The 22,569-nt window shown below is 61.1% G+C and carries 30 protein-coding genes; 11 read left to right on the top strand and 19 right to left on the bottom strand.

What is annotated here, in order from left to right; translation table 11 throughout:
- Positions 1 to 5: 5 nt before the first annotated feature.
- The 3 genes from LOM8899_RS01790 to LOM8899_RS01780 are packed head-to-tail and all read right to left on the bottom strand — an operon-like array spanning position 6 to position 2,894.
- Positions 6 to 1,106, bottom strand: a complete 1,101-nt coding sequence (locus tag LOM8899_RS01790; protein ID WP_093990439.1) for an ABC transporter ATP-binding protein — start codon at positions 1,104 to 1,106, stop codon at positions 6 to 8.
- Between the two features lie 4 nt (positions 1,107 to 1,110).
- A complete protein-coding gene (locus tag LOM8899_RS01785; RefSeq protein WP_093990438.1) occupies positions 1,111 to 1,998 on the bottom strand; it encodes a carbohydrate ABC transporter permease in 888 nt (295 codons plus the stop codon).
- Positions 1,995 to 2,894, bottom strand: a complete 900-nt coding sequence (locus LOM8899_RS01780; RefSeq protein ID WP_093990437.1) for a carbohydrate ABC transporter permease — start codon at positions 2,892 to 2,894, stop codon at positions 1,995 to 1,997. Before LOM8899_RS01780 ends, LOM8899_RS01785 begins: the two co-directional genes overlap by 4 nt.
- 133 nt (positions 2,895 to 3,027) lie before the next feature.
- Between LOM8899_RS01780 and LOM8899_RS01775 the strand changes: the two genes are divergently transcribed.
- From LOM8899_RS01775 to LOM8899_RS01765, 3 genes are all read left to right on the top strand, one after another.
- Complete coding sequence (locus LOM8899_RS01775) at positions 3,028 to 3,828, top strand: aldo/keto reductase (protein WP_093990436.1); 801 nt, start codon at positions 3,028 to 3,030, stop codon at positions 3,826 to 3,828.
- A gap of 65 nt (positions 3,829 to 3,893) precedes the next feature.
- Entirely contained in the window at positions 3,894 to 4,328 is a 435-nt protein-coding gene (locus LOM8899_RS01770; RefSeq protein ID WP_093990435.1) for a VOC family protein, read from the top strand.
- An 11-nt stretch (positions 4,329 to 4,339) separates the two neighbouring features.
- Positions 4,340 to 5,365, top strand: a complete 1,026-nt coding sequence (locus LOM8899_RS01765) for a LacI family DNA-binding transcriptional regulator (protein WP_093990434.1) — start codon at positions 4,340 to 4,342, stop codon at positions 5,363 to 5,365.
- On the opposite strand, the gene LOM8899_RS01760 is transcribed toward LOM8899_RS01765, so the two are convergent.
- Positions 5,362 to 6,258: a TolB family protein gene (locus LOM8899_RS01760; RefSeq protein ID WP_093990433.1), complete on the bottom strand. Its 897-nt coding sequence runs from the start codon at positions 6,256 to 6,258 to the stop codon at positions 5,362 to 5,364. The genes LOM8899_RS01765 and LOM8899_RS01760 overlap by 4 nt on opposite strands.
- A 143-nt stretch (positions 6,259 to 6,401) precedes the next feature.
- Here LOM8899_RS01760 and LOM8899_RS01755 point away from each other — a divergent pair, with 143 nt between their 5' ends.
- A complete protein-coding gene (locus LOM8899_RS01755; protein WP_245820405.1) occupies positions 6,402 to 6,965 on the top strand; it encodes a hypothetical protein in 564 nt (187 codons plus the stop codon).
- A gap of 294 nt (positions 6,966 to 7,259) precedes the next feature.
- On the opposite strand, the gene rpmE is transcribed toward LOM8899_RS01755, so the two are convergent.
- The 11 genes from rpmE to ffh form a co-directional block, all read right to left on the bottom strand.
- Positions 7,260 to 7,481: a 50S ribosomal protein L31 gene (rpmE, locus tag LOM8899_RS01745; RefSeq protein WP_093990431.1), complete on the bottom strand. Its 222-nt coding sequence runs from the start codon at positions 7,479 to 7,481 to the stop codon at positions 7,260 to 7,262.
- Between the two features lie 14 nt (positions 7,482 to 7,495).
- Positions 7,496 to 7,879 (bottom strand): 50S ribosomal protein L19, encoded by a 384-nt coding sequence (rplS, locus tag LOM8899_RS01740; RefSeq protein WP_093990430.1) that lies wholly within the window; start codon positions 7,877 to 7,879, stop codon positions 7,496 to 7,498.
- Between the two features lie 51 nt (positions 7,880 to 7,930).
- Positions 7,931 to 8,767 carry a tRNA (guanosine(37)-N1)-methyltransferase TrmD gene (gene trmD / locus LOM8899_RS01735; RefSeq protein WP_093990429.1) on the bottom strand — a complete coding sequence of 279 codons (837 nt, stop codon included), beginning with the start codon at positions 8,765 to 8,767 and terminating at the stop codon, positions 7,931 to 7,933.
- A 40-nt stretch (positions 8,768 to 8,807) separates the two neighbouring features.
- Complete coding sequence (locus LOM8899_RS01730; RefSeq protein ID WP_093990428.1) at positions 8,808 to 9,617, bottom strand: hypothetical protein; 810 nt, start codon at positions 9,615 to 9,617, stop codon at positions 8,808 to 8,810.
- 6 nt (positions 9,618 to 9,623) lie between these two features.
- The gene (locus LOM8899_RS01725; RefSeq protein WP_093990427.1) at positions 9,624 to 10,466 is read right to left on the bottom strand and encodes a hypothetical protein; all 843 of its coding nucleotides are present in this window, start codon (positions 10,464 to 10,466) and stop codon (positions 9,624 to 9,626) included.
- 63 nt (positions 10,467 to 10,529) lie between these two features.
- On the bottom strand, positions 10,530 to 11,036 hold the full coding sequence (gene rimM, locus LOM8899_RS01720; protein ID WP_093990426.1) for a ribosome maturation factor RimM: 507 nt from the start codon (positions 11,034 to 11,036) through the stop codon (positions 10,530 to 10,532).
- A gap of 63 nt (positions 11,037 to 11,099) precedes the next feature.
- On the bottom strand, positions 11,100 to 11,492 hold the full coding sequence (rpsP, locus tag LOM8899_RS01715) for a 30S ribosomal protein S16 (protein WP_093990425.1): 393 nt from the start codon (positions 11,490 to 11,492) through the stop codon (positions 11,100 to 11,102).
- A gap of 47 nt (positions 11,493 to 11,539) precedes the next feature.
- On the bottom strand, positions 11,540 to 11,836 hold the full coding sequence (locus LOM8899_RS01710; RefSeq protein ID WP_093990424.1) for a chorismate mutase: 297 nt from the start codon (positions 11,834 to 11,836) through the stop codon (positions 11,540 to 11,542).
- Positions 11,837 to 11,915: 79 nt separating this feature from the next.
- A complete protein-coding gene (locus LOM8899_RS01705; protein ID WP_093990423.1) occupies positions 11,916 to 12,488 on the bottom strand; it encodes a GNAT family N-acetyltransferase in 573 nt (190 codons plus the stop codon).
- Complete coding sequence (locus LOM8899_RS01700; protein WP_093990422.1) at positions 12,485 to 13,003, bottom strand: GNAT family N-acetyltransferase; 519 nt, start codon at positions 13,001 to 13,003, stop codon at positions 12,485 to 12,487. Before LOM8899_RS01700 ends, LOM8899_RS01705 begins: the two co-directional genes overlap by 4 nt.
- A 54-nt stretch (positions 13,004 to 13,057) precedes the next feature.
- Positions 13,058 to 14,542, bottom strand: coding sequence for a signal recognition particle protein (ffh, locus tag LOM8899_RS01695; RefSeq protein WP_093990421.1), 1,485 nt, complete (start codon positions 14,540 to 14,542; stop codon positions 13,058 to 13,060).
- Positions 14,543 to 14,874: 332 nt separating this feature from the next.
- On the opposite strand from ffh, the gene LOM8899_RS01690 reads away from it, so the two are divergent.
- Together LOM8899_RS01690 and LOM8899_RS01685 are read left to right on the top strand one after the other, a co-directional pair.
- Positions 14,875 to 15,753 carry a LysR family transcriptional regulator gene (locus LOM8899_RS01690; RefSeq protein ID WP_093991362.1) on the top strand — a complete coding sequence of 293 codons (879 nt, stop codon included), beginning with the start codon at positions 14,875 to 14,877 and terminating at the stop codon, positions 15,751 to 15,753.
- Positions 15,750 to 16,634: a DMT family transporter gene (locus LOM8899_RS01685; RefSeq protein ID WP_093990420.1), complete on the top strand. Its 885-nt coding sequence runs from the start codon at positions 15,750 to 15,752 to the stop codon at positions 16,632 to 16,634. The genes LOM8899_RS01690 and LOM8899_RS01685 overlap by 4 nt, the downstream gene beginning before the upstream one ends.
- A gap of 3 nt (positions 16,635 to 16,637) precedes the next feature.
- Here LOM8899_RS01685 and LOM8899_RS01680 read toward each other — a convergent pair whose 3' ends face one another.
- The gene (locus LOM8899_RS01680; RefSeq protein ID WP_093990419.1) at positions 16,638 to 16,973 is read right to left on the bottom strand and encodes an ArsR/SmtB family transcription factor; all 336 of its coding nucleotides are present in this window, start codon (positions 16,971 to 16,973) and stop codon (positions 16,638 to 16,640) included.
- 353 nt (positions 16,974 to 17,326) lie between these two features.
- Between LOM8899_RS01680 and LOM8899_RS01675 the strand changes: the two genes are divergently transcribed.
- The 5 genes from LOM8899_RS01675 (at position 17,327) to LOM8899_RS01655 (ending at position 19,886) form a co-directional block, all read left to right on the top strand.
- Positions 17,327 to 17,674, top strand: a complete 348-nt coding sequence (locus tag LOM8899_RS01675) for an AtpZ/AtpI family protein (protein ID WP_093990418.1) — start codon at positions 17,327 to 17,329, stop codon at positions 17,672 to 17,674.
- A complete protein-coding gene (locus tag LOM8899_RS01670) occupies positions 17,667 to 18,422 on the top strand; it encodes a F0F1 ATP synthase subunit A (RefSeq protein WP_093990417.1) in 756 nt (251 codons plus the stop codon). Before LOM8899_RS01675 ends, LOM8899_RS01670 begins: the two co-directional genes overlap by 8 nt.
- Before the next feature lie 57 nt (positions 18,423 to 18,479).
- A complete protein-coding gene (locus LOM8899_RS01665; protein WP_093990416.1) occupies positions 18,480 to 18,716 on the top strand; it encodes a F0F1 ATP synthase subunit C in 237 nt (78 codons plus the stop codon).
- A 76-nt stretch (positions 18,717 to 18,792) separates the two neighbouring features.
- Positions 18,793 to 19,323, top strand: a complete 531-nt coding sequence (locus tag LOM8899_RS01660; protein WP_093990415.1) for a F0F1 ATP synthase subunit B' — start codon at positions 18,793 to 18,795, stop codon at positions 19,321 to 19,323.
- Positions 19,320 to 19,886 (top strand): F0F1 ATP synthase subunit B, encoded by a 567-nt coding sequence (locus tag LOM8899_RS01655; RefSeq protein ID WP_093990414.1) that lies wholly within the window; start codon positions 19,320 to 19,322, stop codon positions 19,884 to 19,886. Before LOM8899_RS01660 ends, LOM8899_RS01655 begins: the two co-directional genes overlap by 4 nt.
- Positions 19,887 to 19,985: 99 nt before the next feature.
- On the opposite strand, the gene LOM8899_RS01650 is transcribed toward LOM8899_RS01655, so the two are convergent.
- The 3 genes from LOM8899_RS01650 to LOM8899_RS01640 form a co-directional block, all read right to left on the bottom strand.
- The gene (locus LOM8899_RS01650) at positions 19,986 to 20,753 is read right to left on the bottom strand and encodes a FadR/GntR family transcriptional regulator (protein ID WP_093990413.1); all 768 of its coding nucleotides are present in this window, start codon (positions 20,751 to 20,753) and stop codon (positions 19,986 to 19,988) included.
- 129 nt (positions 20,754 to 20,882) lie between these two features.
- Positions 20,883 to 21,536, bottom strand: a complete 654-nt coding sequence (locus tag LOM8899_RS01645) for a YiaD family glycine zipper/OmpA-like lipoprotein (RefSeq protein ID WP_093991361.1) — start codon at positions 21,534 to 21,536, stop codon at positions 20,883 to 20,885.
- 126 nt (positions 21,537 to 21,662) lie between these two features.
- Positions 21,663 to 22,505, bottom strand: a complete 843-nt coding sequence (locus LOM8899_RS01640; RefSeq protein WP_093990412.1) for a bifunctional helix-turn-helix domain-containing protein/methylated-DNA--[protein]-cysteine S-methyltransferase — start codon at positions 22,503 to 22,505, stop codon at positions 21,663 to 21,665.
- Positions 22,506 to 22,569: the final 64 nt, after the last annotated feature.

The raw sequence follows: 22,569 nt of genomic DNA, 5'->3' as shown, positions 1-22,569 counted from the left end.
AAGGTTCAAAGCCGGCGCCCCTCCCGGGCGTCGAACAGGTTCAACTTGGCTGTGGGGTAGTGCACCGGGACCGTTTCACCGGCCCTCGTCTTTGCGGCCCTGTCGGGCTCGGCGCGAACGAACAGCTGGTCGTCCGCGAAATCGAGAGAAATGAGCGCATCCGAGCCGGTCCGCTCGACCATGCGCACGCGCAGATCAAAAGCGGTGTGGCCGGGCAGGGCGCCGGGCGCGTCGAGCTCGAAATGCTCGGGGCGCATGCCTACGGCGATGGCGTCGCCGTCCTTGGGGGAGCTCTTGAAGGGATAAGCCGACAGATCGATCCGGGTGCCGTCGGGAAAGACCGCGTTCGGCGCACCGTCGTGAACGGCAAAACGGCCGTCGGTGAGGTTCATGGCCGGCGAGCCGATGAAACCCGCGACAAACAGGTTCTGCGGGTTCTCGTAGACCTCGTCGGGGGTGCCGAACTGCTGGATCTCGCCGCCGTTCATGATCGCGATCTTGGTGGCCATCGTCATGGCTTCGATCTGGTCGTGGGTCACGTAGACGACCGTGGGCTTCAGCGTGTCGTGCAGCTTCTTGATCTCGAGGCGCATCTCGGTGCGGAGCTTGGCGTCGAGGTTGGACAACGGCTCGTCGAAAAGGAGCACGTCGGCATGTTTGACGAGGGCGCGGCCGATGGCGACGCGCTGGCGCTGACCGCCCGAAAGCTCGGACGGCTTGCGGCGCATCAGCGGGGTCAGCTGCAACAGGTCAGAGGCCCACTGCACCCGCGCATCTGCTTCCGACTTGGGCAGCTTGCGGGCGGACAGACCGAAGCGCAGGTTCCCCTCGACGGTCTTGGTGGGGTAGAGGGCGTAGGACTGAAACACCATCGCCAGCCCGCGATCCTTGGGGTCCAGCTCGGTCACGTCGCGGTCCCCGATCATGATGCGACCCGAAGTCACGTCCAGAAGGCCCGCCAAAAGGTTGAGCAAGGTCGTCTTGCCACAGCCGGACGGGCCGAGAAGGACGAGAAAGTCGCCGTCCTCCACAGCCAGATCAAGGCCGTCGAGCACGGTAACTCCGCCGAAACGCTTGACGATATGCTCGAAAGAAACCTGCGGCATTTGGTTATCCTTTGATGGCGCCGGCGGCGATGCCCTGAACAAAGAACTTGCCCAGGACGAAGTAGATCACCAGCGGGGGAATTGCGGTCAGCAGGGCTGCGGCCATGTTGACGTTGTACGAGACGGTTCCGGTGGAGACGGTCACCATGTTGGCGAGGTGAACGGTCATCGGCTTGGTGCCGAGGCCGCCGAAGGTGACGCCGATCAGGTAGTCGTTCCAGATCGAGGTGATCTGAAGGATCAGCACGACGATCAGGATATTGCCCGACATCGGCAGAATGATCTCGACGAAGATGCGCCAGAACGAACCGGAATCCATGATGGCGGCCTTGATGAGCTCCGGCGGAATGTCCTTGTAGAAGTTGCGGAAGATCAGGGTCAGCACCGGCATCGCCAGAACCGTATGGACAAAGGCGATGGCGGTGATCGACCCATAGATGCCCATGGTCACGGTCAGGCGGATGAGGGGATACATGATGATCTGAAACGGCACGAAAGCGCACAGAAACAGGATGAACAGGAACGGGCCGGCCCATTTCACGTCCCACAGGGCCAAGGCATAGCCGGTGACCATCGACAGGGCGATGGAGGCGATGAGCGACGGGATGAGAATGACGACGGAATTCCAGAAACCGGTCTTGAGGCCAGAGCAGCTCAGGCCGGAACAGGCCTCGAACCATGCGAAATGCCAGGCCTCCAGGGTCCAGGTCGTCGGCAGGGAAAACATCGCGCCTTCGCGGATCTGATCCATTTCCTTGAACGAGGTGACGATGAGCACATAGAGGGGCACGCAAAAGAACATCGCCGCCATGGTCAGAAACACGATGATCGCGATGGACCGGCCTTTGATGCGCTTGGGCTTGCGCGGATACATTACTGTCGCGTCGGTCATGCCGCGTCTCCCTTTCCGGCTTGGCGCTGCTGCCACGCGGTGAGGGCCACGAGGGGCAGGAACACCGCCAATGTGATGAGCAACATCAAGACGGCGGCGGCCGAGGCGAGGCCGAGGTTGCCCTTCGCGGACATGGCGTTGATCGTGTAATAGGCCGGAACCCAGGTCGATTGGCCGGGGCCGCCGTTGGTCATGGCCAGCACGATGTCGAAGGCCTTGATCACGCCCAGCGACAGCAGGATCGCGCAGGTCAGAAAGGTGAATTTCATCATCGGAATGATGATCTCGAGGTAGACGCGCCAGAGGCTCACGCCGTCGATGCGGGCGGCACTCCAGATCTCGGTGTTGATGCCTTTGAGGCCCGCCAGCATCAGCGCCATGTAAAAGCCAGAGCTTTGCCAGATCGCCGCGATGATGATCGCATACATCGCCGTCGAGGGATCGCTGAGCCAGTTGAACGAGGCACCTTCCCAGCCGAGGCCCTTGAGAAACGCCTCGATCCCGTATTGCGGGTTGAAGATCCAGCGCCACGCGACGCCGGTGACGATCAACGATACCGCGAGGGGATAGAGAAACACGGTGCGAAAGAAATCCTCGCCGCGGCGTTCGCGCTCGATCATCGCGGCAAGGATAAAGCCGACGACGATGGCAAGGCCCGACCCGAGGGCCAGCACGATGAGATTCTGCAAGGAGATCTGCCAACCTGCGTCATTGAACAGCCGGTTGAATTGACGAAAGGGATTCTCCCAGTCGATTTCGTATTCCGGCAACCTCCGAGACCGTGTGAACGACATATATATCGTCCAGCCGATTGCTCCCAGAAACGCGACGAGCGTGACCCCGACGGACGGAAGCAGAGCGATCTGCGGCGTGACGCGGCTCCATCTCAATGCCATGTTTTTCCTCCCTGACGGAGAGACTTGCTATTGTTCTCGCCGTCTGTATTATCGTTAATACTACGGCGGGAAGTGAACCTGTCAAGAAAAATTCGGAACAGATTTTCCCGCGAAATTTCGATGGAGGCGGACCATGAAAGATATTCCCAAGCTCGGTTTCGGCACCTATGGGCGAACCGGCGACGCGGGCATCGCGGCGTTGGAAAAAGCGCTCGAGGTGGGCTATCGGCATCTCGATACCGCCCAGTCCTACGATACCGAAAAAGAGGTCGGCGCCGCGGTGCGCAACAGCGGTCTGGCCCGCGATGACGTCTGGATCACGACCAAGATCGACATGGCGAACTATGGCCCGGGCAAGCTCGCGCCCTCGCTCGAGGCCAGCATCGAACGGCTCGGCCTGACGCCGAATCTGACGCTGCTGCACTGGCCGTCCCCGAACGGAGAACTGCCGCTCGAGGTCTATCTCGATCAGATCGTCGAGGCCAAGGCGCGCGGGCTGACCGGCGAAATCGGCGTGTCCAATTTCCCGATCGCGCTGCTGAAATCGGCCATCTCGCGGGCGGGCGAGGGCCAGATCCTGACCAATCAATTCGAGGTCAATCCCTTGCACAACAATCACAAGCTGGCGCGGTTCTGCCAGTCGGTCGGCGTTCTCGTGACCTGCTACCTGCCTATCGCCAAGGGGCGTCTGGCAGGGGAGCCCACCGCCGAGGCCATCGCGGCACGGCATGGGGCGACGGTCGAACAGATCGCCTTGGCCTGGGAATTGGCCAAGGGCTATGCGGCCATTCCCACCTCGTCCCGCGCCGACCGGATCGCATCGAACTTCGCCGCGCGCGACGTGACTCTCTCGGCCGAAGAGATCTCGGCGCTCGACGCCCTGCCGCAGCAGGCGCGGGCGATCGATCCCGACTGGGGCCCCGACTGGGACTGACGCTCCCGTCGACAGAAAGGCAACGACATCACAACCGGGCCCCAGTGCCCTTCAGGAGACGACACATGACTGGCATCACCGCACTCGGGCATATCGCCCTCAAGGTCAAAGACCTCGACGCAATGGCGCATTTCTGGCGCGATCAGGTCGGATTGCAGGAAATGGAGCGGCTGCGCCACGACAACGGCGAGACCTGGCTGATCTACCTGCGAATCACCGACACCCAGTTTCTGGAGCTGATCACCGGCGCAGAGACCGACCGCGCGCCGCATGACGGCCCGGCCGGGGTCACCCACATCTGCCTGACCATCGAGGACCTCGACGCCGAAACCGCGCGGCTCACCGCGAACGGGATCACCCTGACCTCGCAGATCAAGACCGGGCTCGACGGCAACCGGGGGGCGTGGATTGAAGATCCGGAAGGAAATCGGATAGAACTCATGGAAATGGCGCCGGACTGCATTCAGTATCAGGCGATTGAGGCCCTCCGGGCCCGGTAGCGGATGGATTGATGGGCAAATCGGCGGCGCGTCTCAAGGATATTGCCGAGAAGACCGGCTTCTCGGTCAACACCGTGTCACTTGCGCTACGGGGCAGCCCGCGCATTCCCGACGAGACCCGCCGCCAAATCTCCGAAGCCGCCGAGCAGCTCAACTACCTGCCCAACCAGGTGGCCAAATCGCTGGTGCTCAAGGAGACCAAGTCCATCGGGCTGATCCTGACGGACATCACCAACCCGGTGCTGACGGCGGTGGCGCAGGCGGTCGAGCTGGAGCTGTCCAAGCGCGGCTACCTGACGCTCTTCGCCACCTCCAACAGCAATCCGGAGCTCGAACGCAAAATGATCGAATCCTTCCGGGCGCGGCGGGCCGACGGGATGCTAGTCTTCCCCTGCAATCACCGCAAGCTCGACCACATCCGGCAGCTTCGGGCGCGGAACTACCCGGTGGTGCTGCTGGTCGGGGATCCGGATGCCGGGGTCGACGCAGTCTGCATGGACGAACGGGCCGGGGCCTTCAAGGCTGTGTCGCACCTGCTGGAGAACGGGCACCGAAGGGTCGCGATCTTCGACGGATCGGGACAAGAGGGGAACCGGGAAAAGATCGACGGCTACAAGATGGCGCTCGCGGCCGCGGACGTGGCCTTCGACGACGCGCTGGTCGTGGCGCCGAACGGGCACGACGTGCGCAGCGGCTATCAGGCGATGGAGGCGCTCGCCGCGCGGGATGTCGGGGCGACGGCGGTGATCTGCCCCACGGATTCCGCGGCGCTCGGGGCCTTGCGCTATTGCGTGCGGCACGGGATCAGGGTGCCGCAGGACATGGCGATCTTCGGCTTCGACAACACCGAGTTTGGGGAACACGCGGTAACGGCCCTGTCCTCGGTCAACTACGACATCGGCGCGATCACCAAGCTGGCGATCGACCGGGTCATCAGCCTGATCAACAGCGAAGGCGACCTGCCGCAGGCCGAGGTCACGCAGGTCGAACCCGATCTGGTCATCCGCGAAAGCACTGCGCCCCTGTCGGCGGACTAGCCGCGAACAGGATAGCGGACATAGGCAAACCGCTGCGAATCCGGGGCCCACGAGGTCACGTTGATCGAGCCCTGGCCGCCGTTGAACTGGTCGATGTCGGCCACGTCCGATCCGTCCGGGGCCATGGTGCGGATGATGACGTCCTTGTCGGCGGGGTGGCCGAGGGTGCCGGTCGGAAACGAGATATAGCTGAAGATCGTCCCGTCCGGCGCGGCATGGGGAAACCAGTTGACGCGGGCGTCGTGGGTCAGCTGCTCGGTCCCGGACCCATCGGGGCGCATCCGGAAGATCTGGGCATGGCCGGGCTGGGTCGCGGCGGCTTCGGAATTGAAATAGATCCAAGCGCCGTCGGCGGAATACTCGGGGCCGTCGACGGGGCAGGCGCCATCGGTGAGAACCGTATCGGCGCCGCCTGCGGCCGGGATCGTGCAGATGCGGGTCACGTTGGCACCGTCGCCGCGCTCGTATCCGACATAGGAAAGGGTCTGCCCGTCCGGCGAAATACCGTGCAGGTAATAGCGGAACTTGCGGCTCGGATCCTGATCGTTCGACAGCTTCTCCGGAATGCCGCCCTCAATCGGGCAGCGATAGAGATGCCCGTCATTGGCGCTCAGGAACAGGCTCTTGCCGTCGGGCGAGATGACATGATCGTTGTTCAGATCCTCGATCGGGGCGGTGTTGATGCGGTGCGGACCATCGGTCCCGTCGGGCGAAATCCGAAACACCCTGCCATCGGCGTTATAGATCAGCCAGCGCCCGTCCGGTGTCCAATTCGGCGCCTCGATCAGCTCCGACGTCTCGTAGACGACGCTCAACTCGGACCCGTCGCGGGTGGCGACGACGAGTTCGCAGATTTGATTAGGCAGATGGCGGCGGGAACTTTTGGGGCGCATCGTAACGGACCTTGATTATGATTCTGGGAAAGATTAACGTTAATACAGGCTAAGGCAATACTGAAATGAACACGGCCGAGAGATCGGCCCGGCGACCATGTATTTCGATGGGCGTCGACAAGAGAACAGCCGAAGGTTTGGATATGAAGACAGAACGTTTCACCTCACACCCTCACGGACGCATCCCAAACAGCCGCTTCCCCCTGCTGGTGCATCGCAACGCGATCCCCGGCGGCGGGGCCGACGCGGTCAAGGAGCGGTTTCGCCAGAACGGCTGGTCGAACAATTGGGATTACCCGGGCGTCTATGAATACGCCCATTTCCATTCGACGACCCACGAATGCCTCGGCTGTGCAAGTGGCTGGATGGAATTCAGCATCTCGGTGGGCGAGAGCGGCTTTTCGCGGATCCGGATCGAGGCCGGCGACGTGATCGTCATGCCCGCCGGTGTCAGCCACGAGATGACCAGTCAGTCCGAGGATATCCACATGTGTGGCGGCTATCCCGATGGCCGCGACTGGGACGACATTCAGGAAAAGTTTCTCAGCGAAGAGAACTACAAGCGGGCCTGCAAGCGCATCATGATGCTGCCGATCCCGGCCCGCGATCCCGCCACCGGGCTGGAAATGTCCGAATGGCTCGCCGCGCCGTCCTCGGTCGATGGCGGCTGGAACGACTGGCGCACCGGTCTGGATGACACGGCCTGACGGCCCGATGTAGTTTGCGGCGGCATGGGGTCTCGCCCGCAGTCCGGCGGGCAGCACATCGATGTTGAGAAACCAATTCTCCCCCGCGCTTAGTTGTCATGGCCCGCTCGGCCCATATTCTTGAAAATGACACCGACCTGATACCGACGTCGGACCGACGCGATACCGCAGGGCCGGAATGGGTCCGGGAGGCGGTCTTAACGTTTGTCGGATCGGCGCTGCGTGACGCGGCGGCAAAACGCAAAACGCCGCCCGAAACGGGGCGGCGTTCTTTGGTCTGACAGGGCAGGGCTCTTAGAAGCCGAGGCCTGCATACTTGTTCTTGAACTTCGACACACGGCCGCCGGTGTCCATCAGGCGGGTGCCGCCACCGGTCCATGCCGGGTGCGAGGTGGGGTCGATTTCCAGCGACATGGTGTCGCCTTCCTTGCCCCATGTCGATTTCATCTGAACCACGGTGCCATCGGTCATTTTGACGTCGATAACGTGATAATCTGGGTGAATACCGTCTTTCATCACTCGGCTCCTGTTCAGGCTTCGGCTTCGGCCAAAGGCTTGTAATTGGTGACTTCCTTGATCCGTGCGGACTTACCGCGACGATCGCGCAGGTAGTACAGCTTGGCGCGACGAACACGACCGCGACGCACCACGGTGATGCTGTCGATGTTGGTCGAATACAGCGGGAACACACGCTCCACACCTTCGCCGAAGGAAATTTTGCGGACGGTGAACGAACCCGCGATGCCTTTGCCGTTCTTTCGGCTGATGCATACGCCTTCGTAGTTCTGTACCCGGGTGCGGGTGCCTTCCGTCACTCGAAAACCGACACGAATGGTATCGCCGGCTCTGAAGTCGGGAATCTCTTTCCCGAGGGAGGCGATTTGCTCGGCCTCCAGTTGTGCGATCAGATCCATCCTGATCAACTCCTTGTATATGCGTGGTTTTCCACGGATGTTTGCGCGTCCTCAGAGCTCTTGGTCTTCTTCCGGGTCCAAGCCGTGCTCAGCACAGTATGCCCGCCAGAGGTCAGGTCGTCGTTCTTTGGTCAGCCTTTCGGCCATGTCCTTCCGCCAGGCGGCAATCTTCGCGTGATGTCCCGACAGAAGCGTTTCGGGTATCGCGCGACCTTCCCAGACGGTCGGCTTCGTATATTGGGGATGTTCCAAGAGGTTATCCGCGAAGGATTCTTCCTCGATGGAATCACCATTCCCAAGCACGCGGGGTATAAGTCGGACCGTCGCATCAATCAAGGCCTGAGCCGCAATCTCTCCACCCGTGAGAATAAAGTCTCCGAGTGACACTTCGACCACGCCAAAATGCTCGAGAACCCGCTCGTCGACCCCCTCGAATCGGCCGCAGAGCAAGATGACGCCATCGGTCTTCGAAAGGCTCCGCGCCATCTCTTGGTTCAGTGGTTTTCCACGTGGTGACAGATAGATAACCGGTGTGATGCCGCGCGCATTCGCCTTGGCGTCCGCGATGGCCTTGCCCACAACATCAGCCCGCAGCACCATACCCGCACCGCCGCCCGCCGGCGTATCGTCGACGTTGCGATGCTTGCCCTCGCCGTAGGTCCGAAGGTCCAGCGTATGCAACTGCCAAAGACCGTCTTTCAGCGCTTTGCCGATGAGGCTCTCACCGAGGATCCCCGGAAATGCCTGTGGCAGCAGAGTGATGACCTGTGCCTGCCAAGCCCCTGCCAGAGCCTCCGGATCGCCCATTAGGTCCCGCGGTTGCAGGGTGGGCCGAATGGATTTGCGGCCGATGGCGCGAGGGCGCTCTGGAAGGGTATCGTCAGTCATGCCACGCTCTTAAGGCAACTGATTGCCCATGAAAACCGGGTCAATTGTCTCTTTTGAGTGCGAAACGACCCAACGCCTGCGCTTTTTCGCGCGCAAGACTTTCATCGTCCAGATTACTGCGGTTGAGGCGAAGCACGGCGTCGACCAGTTTGTCCGGTGGGGCCGCGTTATAGGCTTTGACCGGCTTGATCTCGGCGCGCGCAGCGGAGTGGAGTTCGAGCAGATCGAGTATCGGCTCTCCCGGACCCAAGGGCAGATCTCTGGTTTCTTCCAACGGCCGGGATATGACGCGATGCGGGGACACCTTGTCGCGGACCTGCTGCACGATGGCTTCCAGATCGGAGCATTCGGCCAAGGGTTCGGCATAGGATTCAAAGCGTTCCGTTAACCGCGAGCCCCGGAGGTTTTGCCAATAGGTGCTGCGCAGCCAGGCCTCGGCCGCGCGGGTCGAGAAAAAGAACGTCAGTTCAATTTCATCGCCTAAAGCCTCTTTGAGGCACCGTGCCATGGTTGCCATGAGGGTCGGGGTGGCCTCGTAGCCCGGATGGCCGTTGCGACCGGGAATGAGGCCGGCCAGATCCTCCGCGCTGATGCACAGCCCTCGTTTCTTGCCCAGATCGAGAGTTGCGAGGAACTCCTTGAGACGGAAGGCAAATTCGTTGAGCGAGAGCGGGTCGCGCAGCGCCGAATGGAGCGTGGCCACTCGCAGGATGCTTGGAATGCGCGGGGGCAGGACGAGCGCGTGCTGCGGCCAGATTTGCTTGCCATGTTGGCGCAGAAGCGCCTGAACACTGGTGGTGCCTGTCTTGTGAAAACCGGCGTGAACGACGACGATCCGGCGCTGTGCCATTGCCGGTCAGGTCCGGTGGCTGGCTGTGGCCCAGCCTCCGACTTTCGCTTGATCGGCAAGCATATCCTTGCGGTTCTTGACGTCCGAATCCGTCAGGGCGGACCGGTTCAGCGCCAGATATTCCCGCGCCAGTGTGGCCTTGGGGCCGGGATTACCGTGACCGACAGGCTGCAGGCGCCGGCGCAGGTCGTCCGGCAGGTCGATCAATTCGAGCAACGCCCCACCCGGCCCTTGCGGGTGCAAATGGGATTCCTCGAGCGGCAACGTGAATACCCGCACCGGTGCGAGGCCCTCCGCCACCTCGATCACGACGGGCATCAGGTCAGCGGCGACCCGATACCGCGGCGCCCAGGTTTCATAGTCCACCATCAGCCGTTGTCCCAACAAGTGATGGCGCCATGCGCTGTGCAGCCAACTGTCCTGCTCGCGCGTCGAATACACCACAAGCACTTCGGAGCCGGGAAACACCTCGCCAAAGAAGCCCGCCAAGACGCTGGCCGTAAACGGCGCGGCGGCATAATTGTCGACACCGGGCCAACCCGGACAATGACCCGAAAGAGCCTCGCAGCTCACGACAATATCGCGGGTATCGTCGGAGTCCGGCACGGGGCCATGTTCCTCGATGGCCTCGGTCAGTGCGCCGACGAGATCCGCCAACAACAACGGGCTGGAATTGCGCGAATAGCTCATGCAAAGTTGCGCGGCAGGTTTCAGGTGACGCAATTGCAGGACCGCCAATGTGTCGGAGAGCAGTGCCCTGTTCGTCCACAGGAAGTGCTGGATCGAACTTGTTCCGGTCTTGTGAAAACCGGGGTGGATCAAGATGCGACGGGGGCGTGTATCAGCCATGGGTGCCTGTCTGGGACGGTTTTCGAAACATTGGCGGCGTCTGACCGCCAATGCAAGCACCCATCAGAACAAGCCGTCGGGCGGGTCGGCTACGATACGTTTTGAAGAAAGATCGACCAGTGGGACGGCGGCCTTGGTAAAGGGCAGAAAAACCGTCGCGCTGGAATCGGGTATCTGAACCTCGAGCAGGTCGGCTGCACCGTGGTTCTGCACCGATTTGACCGTGCCGAGCGCGGTTCCGCCGGCGTCAAACACACTCAGCCCGATCAGATCGGCGTGGTAATATTCCTCGTCCTCGGGTGCCGGCAACCGGCTTCGATCCGCAAAGAGCGACTGACCTTTGAGAGCGTCGGCTTGCTCCTTGGTGCTGATCCCGTCGACCCGCGCAATCAGCGCGTTGGTCACTTGCCCGGTGAGGATGATGCTTGTGAAGACCTGACCGCTTTCCGTGGACAGCGGTGTATAATCTGCGATCGCGGCCGGGTCGGCGCAGTAGGATTTCAGGCGGACTTCACCGTGCACGCCGAAGGCGCCCGAAATCGCACCGACGATGATCTTGTCTTGGTTCATTGCAAAGTGTCCTGACCTTGGTTGACGAGGCCGCAGTTTCCTGCGGCCCCATCAGGTCTTTGATTATTCGGCGCTTTCGGCTGCTTCTTCGGCGGGAGCCTCGGGCTCGGCAGCGGGGGCGGCGTCACGTGCGGCTTTCTTTTCGGCGCGCTCCTGAGCGGCCTTGCCGGGTGTGCCTTTCTTGAGGTTGGCGCGTTCTTTCTTGGGCAGAACGCCTGCAGCTTCGAGCATGCGAGCAACGCGGTCGGTGGGCTGGGCACCCTTGGACAGCCAGTCCTGAACGCGCTCCATGTCCATCTTGACGCGGTCTTCGCTGTCTTTGGGCAGAAGCGGGTTGTAGGTGCCGAGCTTTTCGATGAAGCGACCGTCGCGTGGCATCCGGCTGTCGGCTGCTACGATGGCATAGTGGGGGCGCTTCTTGGAACCGCCGCGGGCGAGACGAATTTTCATGGCCATGGTGTTTTCTCCTGTGATGGCAATGTGTTGGGCTTGCGAGGCAGGCCCTAAGACTGATGCGTTTCGTGGTGTTTGATGACTTCCTGGATGATGAAGGCCAGGAATTTCTTGGCAAATTCGGGGTCGAGATCGGCCCGCTTTGCAAGGTCGGTCAACCGTGCGATCTGCGCCTCTTCGCGGATCGGATCGGACGGTGGAAGGTCGTGCTCGGCTTTGAGTTTGCCCACCCCTTGGGTGTGCTTGAACCGTTCGGCCAAGGTGAAGACGAGGATAGCATCGAGACGGTCGATGCTTTCGCGGTGTGCCTTGAGAAGTTCGGCGGCGCGGGTCACTGGATCGGTCATTTTGGCCTCCGTTGGGGCGCGATATGGCCTTGGAAAAAGCGTCGGTCTGCCGTCGGTATCGCGGCGGTGTGGTTGATCGTCATGCGGACACCTTTGGGGCCGGATGCCGATAGACGTGGATTTCGCCGGGGTAGTCCGCTTCGGCGCTCGCATCGCGTTGCGCGCCCATCCGCATGGCCACCCGAGCAGAGCGAGTATTGGTCGGGCCGATATAGCTGACCAAGGATGTCAGGCCGAGTTGCTCGCCATGACGGCGGATCGCGGTCGCGGCCTCTGTGGCGATACCTTTGCCTTCGGCTTGCGCCGTCAGCATCCAACCCAACTCGATCTCCGGGTCGCCGTATTCGTGGTTGATCAGCACAAAGCCCAGAAGAGCGTCGTCGCCCTGATCGGTCACTGCCATCAGTCCGATGCCGCGTAGAAGCCAGCCGGCAACCAACTGGCAGAAATCAAGCCAGATATCCTCGTCGTCGAAGGGCTCCCCGTGGTCCCAGCGCGGTGAGCTGTAGATGTCGGCATAGGTGCCGAAATCATCAATTTCCGCTGGGCGCAGGCGAAGGCGCTCGGTTTCGATGACCGGGAACAATGCCAGCGCGGCGCGCGCCCGTTCGGCAAGGGCTCCTGTCATCGGTGTTTCCCAAGGACGGGTCATGACGTCCCCCTTGGGGCGGGGTGCCGATAGACGAGGCAGGGCTGATCGGGCTTTGGCTGCGGCGCGTCGGGATCGAGCACGGCGCCGAGTTTCTCGGCCAGCCGGATCGAACGCGTGTTGGACGGAGCGATATAGCTCACGATTGTGTCCCAGCCGAGCACATCCCATGCATGGGTGATCGCTGCGCGGGCGGCCTCCGTGACGATACCGGTCCCTTCGAGATCGGGCGAGAACAGGAGCCAGCCGATTTCGGTTTCGGGCCAGTCCGCGGGGCACCACGGGCCGACGAGTCCGATCGCGGTGTCGTCGCCGCGTTGGGTGACCGCCCACATTCCGCACCCCAGAATTTCCCAGTGTCCCAACTCACTCGCGAAGGAACGCCAAGCCTGGCCGAGCGTAAGCGGTCCGCCGATCCCGACGGAGCGTTCCGACATCATGAATGCGCCCACCTGTTCCCAATCGCCGGGAGCCGGGCGGCGCAGGACGAGCCGTTGGGTGTGCAGCATATCAGTCATGCGCGACGCTGCACCATTGATTGAGCAAGCAAGACTTCCGGGGCATCGGCAGGGTCATTTCTTTTTCCCAAAGCCGGAGAGGCCGGGCGGCAACTGCATTCCGCCGGGACCGCCGAGGCCGGGCAAACCGCCGGGCATCTTTCCCAGTTGTGCCTGCGCCGCGGCCATGTCTTCGGGAGAGGGGCCACCTTTGCCCATCAATCCTTTCATCGCCTGTTTGAGCATGCCGCCTTTGCCCATCTTGCCCATCTTCTTCATCATGTCGGCCATCTGCCGATGTTGCTTGATGAGCTTGTTCAACTCCGAGACTTCCAGCCCGGACCCTTTGGCGATCCGCTTTTTGCGGCTGGCCTGCAATAGAGCAGGATTTGCCCGCTCTTTCTTGGTCATCGAATTGATCATCGCGATCTGGCGGCGCAGGATGCTGTCGTCAAAGCCGGCGGCGTCCATCTGCTTTTGCATTTTGCCCATGCCGGGCATCATGCCCATCATTCCTTCCATGCCGCCCATCTTGAGCATCTGCTCGAGCTGCATCTTCAGGTCGTTCATATTGAACTGACCCTTCTGGAAGCGGCGCATCATCCGCTCGGCCTGTTCGGCCTCGATGGTTTCCTGCGCCTTTTCGACAAGCGCGACGATGTCGCCCATGCCGAGGATACGGCCCGCGATCCGCTCTGGCTCGAAGGTTTCGAGCGCTTCCATCTTTTCGCCCAAGCCCACAAACCGGATCGGTTTGCCGGTGACTGCCCGCATCGACAGGGCCGCGCCACCGCGCCCGTCGCCGTCCATCCGGGTGAGCACCACGCCTGAGACGCCGATCTTGTCGTCGAATTCCTGCGCCACCTCGACGGCGACCTGTCCGGTGAGGCCGTCGACCACCAGAAGCGTTTCGCGTGGCTTGACCACGTCGCGCACATCGGCGGCCTGCTGGATCAGTTCGGCGTCGATTTGCAGCCGTCCTGCGGTGTCGAGGAAGTAAACGTCGTAACCGCCCATCGCCGCCTGAGTCTTGGCCCGCTTGGCGATGGCGACAGGGTCTTCGCCCTTGACGATCGGCAGAGTGTCGACGCCGATCTGCCGCCCGAGGATCTGAAGCTGCTCCATAGCTGCTGGCCGGTTCACGTCGAGCGAGGCCATGAGCACCCGCTTGCCATCGCGCTCCTTCAGCCGCTTGGCGAGTTTCGCCGTCGTCGTCGTTTTACCCGAGCCTTGTAGGCCGACCATCAGGATCGGCGCAGGCGGGGTGTCGATCTTGAGGTCGCCGGGGTCGCCTTCGCCCTTGAGCGTGTCAACGAGCGCGTCGTGGACGATCTTGACCACCTGTTGCCCGGGCGTGACGGATTTCGTCACGGCCTGACCTGTGGCCTTCTCCTGGACCTTGGCAATGAAATCTCGTGCCACCGGCAGGGACACGTCTGCTTCAAGCAAAGCAACGCGGACTTCCCGCAGCGCCGTCTTCACGTCGTCGTCGGACAGGGCCCCTTGCTTTGTGAGCCGGTCAAAGACGCCAGAGAGGCGTTCGGACAGGTTTTCAAACATCTCGCAGGCTCCTTTGCCGCAACCATTTGGGCCCAAGATAGGGAAGGCCCGTCCAAAATGCCAATCGCCCCCGTGGGCGCATCCGCGCTGACGGGGGGCGATCCTCGGTCAAGCCAAGGACCGGATGGCAAGACGCAATCCGGGTGTTGGCTGCGCTTTACGCCGTTCCGGGCTGCAGAGTCAAGCGGTAGGCCAAGGCGGCAGTGATCCTGTCGCAGCACAGCTGCGTTGGGCGGACCTGAGCCGGTGGCGATATTGACCATGCGATTTCGTAACGCTAATCCTCCGATCGTGGGGCTAATGTTCACTCACGCACATTCTTGGAGACCGTTTTGGAAAACTGGGACGAAGTCCGGACCGCGTTTCATGTCGCCCGAATGGGCACAGTCAGCGGAGCGGCAGAGGCGTTGGGTGTGCACCATGCCACCGTCATCCGTCATATCGACGCGCTCGAGGCGCAGCTGGGGGTCAAGCTGTTTCAGCGGCACCCGCGCGGCTACAATGCCACCGAGGCGGGGCTCGATCTGCTACAGGTCGCTCAGGCGACGGACGATCAGTTCGCGCAATTGGCCGGTCGCATCAAGGGGCAGGGCGAGAGCGTTTCCGGCGAGCTTGTGGTCACGTCGCTCGGTGCGTTTGCCTCGTTGATCACCCCTGTGCTGGCCGATCTGCAAAAAAAGCACGCCGGATTGACGATCAAGTATTTGAACAGCGAGCGACTGTTCCGTCTGGAATATGGCGAGGCCCATGTCGCCGTGCGCACCGGTCCGGTTCCAGAGCAGCCCGACAACGTGGTGCAGCCATTGATGCAGATGCAAAGTCATCTGGTCGCGTCGCAAAGCTATATCGAACGTCATGGGATGCCAAAGGATACGGATGATCTGGTGAACCATTACTTCGTAGGTGTGGATCCCACGGTCAGCCGCGCACCGTTCAACAGTTGGCTTGAAAAGATCGTGCCGTCGGAGCGGATCACATTTCGGACGGACGATACCAATGCCATGTTCGAGGCGGTGATGCACGGCGCAGGCATCGGGTTGGTCGCGACGACCTGGCTCAAGAAGATGCCCGGTTTGACCGAAATCATCCCGCCCAAGCTGGAATGGTGTATTCCAAGCTGGCTGGTGACGCATGTGGATTTGCACCGCACCACGAAAGTGCAGGCCGTATTGGCTGCATTGAAGGCGGCCGCTGTCGACTGGCAGGCATGAACCGTTCTCAGTTGGTTGGCCATCTGTCGATGTTGGCCTTCTCCGGCCTGGTCGCCGGGTCTTTTTCGCTGGGCGCGCGCGTGGCCAACGATATTGCGCCCGACGCGCTGACGGCTGTCCGGTTCTGGCTGGCTGCGCTGGTTTTGGGGGCCGCGGCCGCAGCGGTGGGCGGGCTTCATCGCAGGACGTTTCAGGCACCTTGGCGCTTTGGCATCCTGGGCGGGCTCTTCGTTGCCTATTTCGTGCTGATGTTCGAGGGCTTGAAGACGGCCCCGCCGGTCAGCGCGGCCGCTGTCTTTACGCTGACGCCCTTGATGGCGGCCGGCTTTGGCTGGTTGGTCCTGCGTCAGAAGCTGACGTCGCGGATCGCACTGGCCCTATTCTTTGGTGCCATGGGGGCCGTTTGGGTCATATTCCGAGCAGACCTGAACGCGCTGCTGCAGTTTCGTATCGGCCGGGGAGAGGGCGTCTACTTCATAGGTTGCGCTGCACATGCGCTCTATATCCCGTTGGTCAGAAAGCTGAATCGCGGCGAGGGTGCCATAGAATTCGCCTTCGCGACGACGGTGGCGGGCGCGATCCTTCTGACAGCTTGGGCGTGGCCGAACCTGATGGCGATAGACTGGTCGACGCTGCCGCCCCTCGTCTGGATCACTCTGGCCTATATCGTGCTGATTGCGACGGCGGTGACCTTCGTGTTGCTGCAGATCGGATCGATGCGCCTGCCGTCGGCCAAGGTGATGGCCTATACCTACCTGACACCAAGTTGGGTCATCATGTGGGAGCTGGCTCTGGGCGGGCAAGTGCCGCCACTGTTGGTCATATTGGGGCTTGGGCTGACGCTGACCGCTCTTGGATTGCTGTTGCGTGACGACGGATAGCCGTCAGTCGGGCGAGTGGGTTCCGATTTCACGTTCCAGGAAACGCTCGAATGCATCGAGATCAACGCCTTCCATCTGACCGAAGCCCTGCATCCAGACGCTTGCCTCCCGGAGGGCGTCGGGCTCCAGCTTGCACCACTTCACCCGCCCCCGCTTTTCCTGACTGATCAAGCCAGCATCCGCCAGGACGCCGAGGTGCTTTGATATCGCTGCCAGTGACATCGAGAACGGCTCTGCCACATCGGTGACGGCCATGTCGTCCTCGAGCAGCATCGCAAGGATCTGCCGCCGTGTCGGATCGGCGAGAGCGGCGAATACCATGTCAAGCGATGCAGTCATACTTCGTGCATAGCCGAGGCTTCGAATGCGGACCAGAACTCAAATCGGATCTGACATGGCTCGTGCCTCGGGAGGCCGGGCGAGTGCGGCGGACCCGGATCGGATGATGCACCGTGCCAAGACCCTGCGATCTGGTCAGCGCTTGTCGATACTCAACCCCGAGGTTGAACATCGAATATGGGTCTCGACCGGCACAAAGCCGGTGTTCCGCGCGGATTCACCACTTCGGTGGAATTCATAAATTTATTAATTTTCAATGTGTTATGCGGGTCTTGTGTCCGCCTTCCTGCCGCTTGACTCTGACGGGCCAGCGCCCTAGCAACATGCAAGACTTTGAAGGGGAATGTCACACCATGTCGGACCCGACCGAAGGCAACGAAGTCGAGCGTCTCAGGGCGTTGGAACGACGGATTGCCGAGGCGAAAGGGTTGGGCGATGCTGTCTCTCATTCGGAGAAGGACTATTCGCAAGCCCAACTTGCGTGGCGGATGGTGATAGAGCTTGTAGCCGGTCTCTTGATCGGTTTCGGCATCGGATACGGGTTGGATTCCCTGTTTGGAACCATGCCGATCTTTCTGGTGCTTTTCATATTTCTGGGCCTCGCGGCTGGTGTCAGAACCATGATGCGATCGGCTCAGGAGGTGCAAAGAAAGCAGCTGGCCAAGTCGGCTGGCGAGCAAGGAGACGACTCAGGTGGCTGACGAAGCACATGGCGACGAAGGCGGTTTGGTATTCCACCCGCTGGATCAGTTCATCATCAAGCCGTTGTTCGGTGACGGCCCGATTCATTGGTACACAGTGACCAACTCGACCTTGTGGATGGCGATTGCGGTGCTTTGCATCGTGTTGCTGCTGGTAACCGGCACCCGCAAGCGTCAGATGGTTCCAGGCCGGACCCAATCCGTGGCAGAGCTGCTCTATGGCTTTGTCTACAAGATGGTCGAGGATGTGACCGGTAAGGAAGGGGCCAAGTATTTCCCCTACATCCTGACGGTCTTTCTGTTCATTCTGTTCGCCAACTATCTGGCTTTGCTGCCGATGTCGTTCAGCCCCACCTCGCAGTTCGCGGTCACGGCCGTTCTGGGTGTCGGTGTCTTCGTCATCGTGACGGTTCTCGGGTTTGTCCTGAACGGCCCTGCGTTCCTTGCGCTGTTCTGGATGAAGGATGCGCCTCTGGTGCTTCGCCCTGTCATCGCGCTGATCGAGCTGATCTCTTACTTCGTCCGGCCGCTGAGCCATTCCATTCGTCTGGCGGGCAACATCATGGCCGGTCACGCCGTTTTGAAGGTGTTCGCAGGCTTTGCCGCGATTGCCGCCATCAGCCCGGTCTCGATCCTCGCGATCGTCGCAATCTATGGTCTGGAGGTCCTTGTGGCCGGTATTCAGGCCTACGTGTTCACCATCCTGACGTGTGTCTACCTCAAGGACGCGCTTCACCCGTCTCACTAATCATTGGGGCGTGACATCACGCACCTTACGAATACTTCCAACTCAAGGAGAAATGTTATGGAAGGCGATATCGCACAAATGGGTCAGTTCGTCGGTGCCGGCATGGCCGCTATCGGTTCGGGCGCTGCTGCAATCGGCGTTGGCCACGTGGCTGGTAACTATCTGGCAGGCGCTCTGCGCAACCCATCTGCCGCCGCATCGCAGACCGCGACCCTGTTCATCGGTCTGGCATTCGCAGAAGCATTGGGCATCTTTGCATTCCTCGTCGCTCTGCTCCTGATGTTCGCCGTCTAAGGCAAACTCGATCATCCTTGAGGCCGGGCGGCGCGACACGCGCCGTTCGGTGTAAATGAAGGTTTCGAGGGACGTCATGGCAACAGAAACAGTCGCGGAAGAAGTCGAAGCGGGTATGCCGCAACTCGACTTTTCGACCTACCCAAACCAGGTCTTCTGGTTGGTAGTGACCCTGATTGTAATCTATCTGGTCCTGTCTCGGATCGCATTGCCCCGCATTGGTGCTGTGCTGGCCGAACGTGCCGGAACGATTACAAACGATATTGGCGCAGCAGAAGAGCTGAAGGCCAAGGCTGATGCCGCGGAGGCTGCCTACGAGAAGGCGCTGGTCGACGCGCGCACCGAAGCCAACCGCATCGTGGCCGAGACCAAGGCCGAAATTCAGGCCGAACTCGATGTCGAGCTGCAGAAGGCGGATGCCGAGATTGCTGCTCGTACAGCCGAGAGCGAAAAGGCGATCAGCGAGATCCGCGCCTCAGCCGTGGAAAGCGTCTCTGCCGTCGCCAAGGACACAGCCGCTGAGATCGTCCGCGTGTTTGGCGGTTCGGTTGATCAGGCCGCGGTGGACGCCGCTGTTGAGGCTCAGATCAAGGGGGGAGCGGCATGAGACATCTGAAGGCTCCCATCGCCGCTTTGGCGGCACTGAGCGCAAGTCCCGCGCTGGCAGCGGGCGACGTGTTCTTCTCGCTCAAGAATACCGATTTCGTGGTTTCGATCGCGTTCTTGGTCTTTGTCGGCATTCTGCTGTACTTCAAGGTTCCGTCCCTGGTGGGTGGAATGTTGGACAAGCGCGCCGAGGGCATCAAATCCGAGTTGGATGAGGCTCGCGGGTTGCGCGAAGAAGCGCAGGCTCTGCTCGCCTCCTTCGAGCGCAAGCAGAAGGACGTGCAAGACCAAGCGGACCGGATCGTCGCCAATGCGCGTGACGAGGCGGCTCGCGCCGCTGAACAGGCCAAGGTCGATATCCGCACGTCAGTCGATCGTCGTATGAAGGCTGCCGAAGAGCAGATCGCGAGCGCTCAATCGGCAGCGGTTAAAGATGTTCGGGATCGTGCCGTCACGGCAGCCATCGCCGCTGCGCAAAACGTGATTGCTTCGCAGATGTCGGCGTCTGACGCGAATGCTCTGATCGACGATGCTATCGCACAGGTAGAGGCCAAGCTGCACTAATCCTGCGGATTGGAACTTCATGTCACTTACAAGAAGGGCCCGGCTGTGAAGTCGGGCCCTTCTTGCTTTTTTCGAGCTGATTCCGTTCGCCGGATATGACTATCTCGATACAAGCGTCTCGAACCGTTTCAGAGCAATTGCTTCGTTCCTCTCTGTCGTTTGCTGGTCGCTAAGCGCCTGTTTGACGTAATCCATATGCGCCGCCACGGCCGAGCTTGCGGCCTCGGCGTCTCGGGCTTGAATGGCGTGATTGATGGCCCTGTGTTGATCCAAGAGCATGGAACGCGTCGTCCGTTGCTTGAACATCACCTGTCTGTTGTAGAACACGCCTTCCTGAAGCAGATCGTACATTGAACGCATCATATGCAGCATGATGACGTTGTGGCTGGCTTCGATGATCGACAGGTGGAATTCAGCATCTAGGCGCGCCTCGTCGACAGGGGATCGCTTGGTATGCGCGGCTTCCATCTGGCGGAACAGGCTATTGATCACCTTGAGATCCGTTGCAGATCCGAATTTGGCCGCACGTGCCGCGGCGAGGCCCTCCATATCGCGCCTGAACGAGATATAGTCGAACACCGCCTCGTCATGGCTGGCAAAGAGCTTGATCAGGGCTGGTGAGAAAGCGGACCCCAGAACATCCGCCACGAAGACCCCGGCGCCGGCTTTGCTGGTGAGCAGCCCGCGTTCCTGCAGATCGGCAAGCGCCTCGCGGAGCGACGGTCGCGACACGCCCAGCCGTTCCGAAAGCTCCCTTTCGGACGGGAGCCTCTCGCCCGGCTGCAGAATGCCCCGAAGGATCAATCCTTCGATCTGGCGGATAACGCTGTGAGACAGTTTCTCGGGCTGGACTTTTTCGAACGGCATTGGGGCCTCTTGTTCGGTTTGGTCAAATCATATGACCAATCGACCAAGCTGCCAAGCAATCGTCGCCTTCATTCAAAAAGGGCCACCTGTCTGTGCAGACAGGTGGCCCTTCGCTCGGTCTAGCGCCGATTAGTTCGGCGTGATGATGATCTCGACGCGACGGTTCTTGGCGCGACCTTCGGAATCGAGGTTCGACGCGATCGGCTGATCTTCGCCGCGGCCGATCGAAACGACGCGCGACGGCGAGACGCCGGCGCTCAGCAGGACCGAAGACACGGCCTGTGCGCGACGCTGGCTCAAATCGAGGTTGTAGGCCGAGGAGCCCGTGTTGTCCGTGTGACCGATCACATTGACGGTGGTGTCGGGATAGTTGTTCAGGCTGGCGGCAACGGCGCGCAGATCCGATTGCAGGGCACCCGTGAGGGTGGCGCTGTCCACAGCAAAGAGAATATCCTGTGGCAAGGTCACGACGAGGTTGGAGCCGTTGTTGACGATACCGACGTTGTTGCCCAATTGCTGGCGGAGTTCGGCTTCCTGACGGTCAAGAATGTTGCCGCCGATCGCACCGGCGCCGCCGAGGACGGCCGCCCCGATTGCCGCGTTGCGAATCCGTTCATCGGTGCTGTCTCCGGATAGGGCGCCCACGACACCACCGATCACGGCGCCACCGATGGCGCCTGTCTGGGTATTTGTTGTTGTCTGGCCGGGCAGGGGTGCTTGGCACGCGCTAAGCGCCAGAACGGAGGCCGCAGCTGCGGCAAGCGAAAATTTGGTCATGGTCATTTTGTCATTATCCATCATTCTGAGCGCAGGGCTGGGGCCTGCGTCTATGAGAAACTTATCGGCTGTTTCGCCGTGATATCCAATATCAGTTTGCAGATAGGCATTGTTCCGCCCGATTTCGAGCGATTACGCCTCGGCAACGGCGCTTTCATAGGCCAGCATCGCGCGTTTGACCGGAATCCCCCAATGGTAGCCGCCCAACCCGCCGGATTTCCGGAGTGCTCGGTGACAAGGGATGACCCAACTCACCGGGTTGCGCCCAACCGCGGTGCCCACGGCCCGGACCGCTTTGGGATTGCCGATGGCTCCGGCAATTTCCGAATACGTCGTCACGTGGCCGGAGGGGATTGCTAGCAGCGCCTCCCACACCTTGATCTGAAACGGTGCACCGATGAGGTAGATCGGCGTTTCCGCCGCCTCCTTCGCACTGCCGAATGCCGATTCGACCCAAGAACGCAGCATTTCCGGATCCTCCCGAAACTGTGCTTTCGGCCAACGCCCGGTCAGGTCTGCCATGGCGTGATCTCGGCCGGTATCGGATTCGAAACCGATGCCGCAGATGCCTTTTTCGGTTCCCATGACGAGCGCCGGTCCAAAGGGACTGGCAAACCAACCCCAACCAATCCGGAGCCCTTCTCCCTGCCGTGCAAACTCGCCCGGGCTCATCGCTTCCCATCGGACGAAAAGGTCATGAAGACGGCCGCTGCCCGACAGACCGACGGCGTCCGCGGTTGCCAGGGTTGTGAAGCGTTCCTGTAAGAGTGACCGGGCATGATCGAGCGTCAGGTACTGCTGATACCGCTTGGGTGAAACCCCGACCCATTGCGAAAACAGTCTTTGAAAATGCGCGGGCGACATGTTCATGGCCTGAGCCAGCCCATCAAGGCTGAGCGGTTTGTCGGTCCGTTCATCGATCAGGTCGATGGCGCGCCGCATCACATGATAATGATAGGTGAGTTCGTGTTCCATGGAGCCAATCTAGGCTCCGCAAGACCGTCAGGCGACCCGGATATTGCGCATCTGTCGCACTTGC

The sequence above is a fragment of the Flavimaricola marinus genome (genome assembly GCF_900184895.1).
Taxonomy (GTDB): domain Bacteria; phylum Pseudomonadota; class Alphaproteobacteria; order Rhodobacterales; family Rhodobacteraceae; genus Flavimaricola; species Flavimaricola marinus.
The sequence above is the reverse complement of the archived record's forward strand: the minus strand, read 5'-3'. Positions and strand labels throughout refer to the sequence as shown.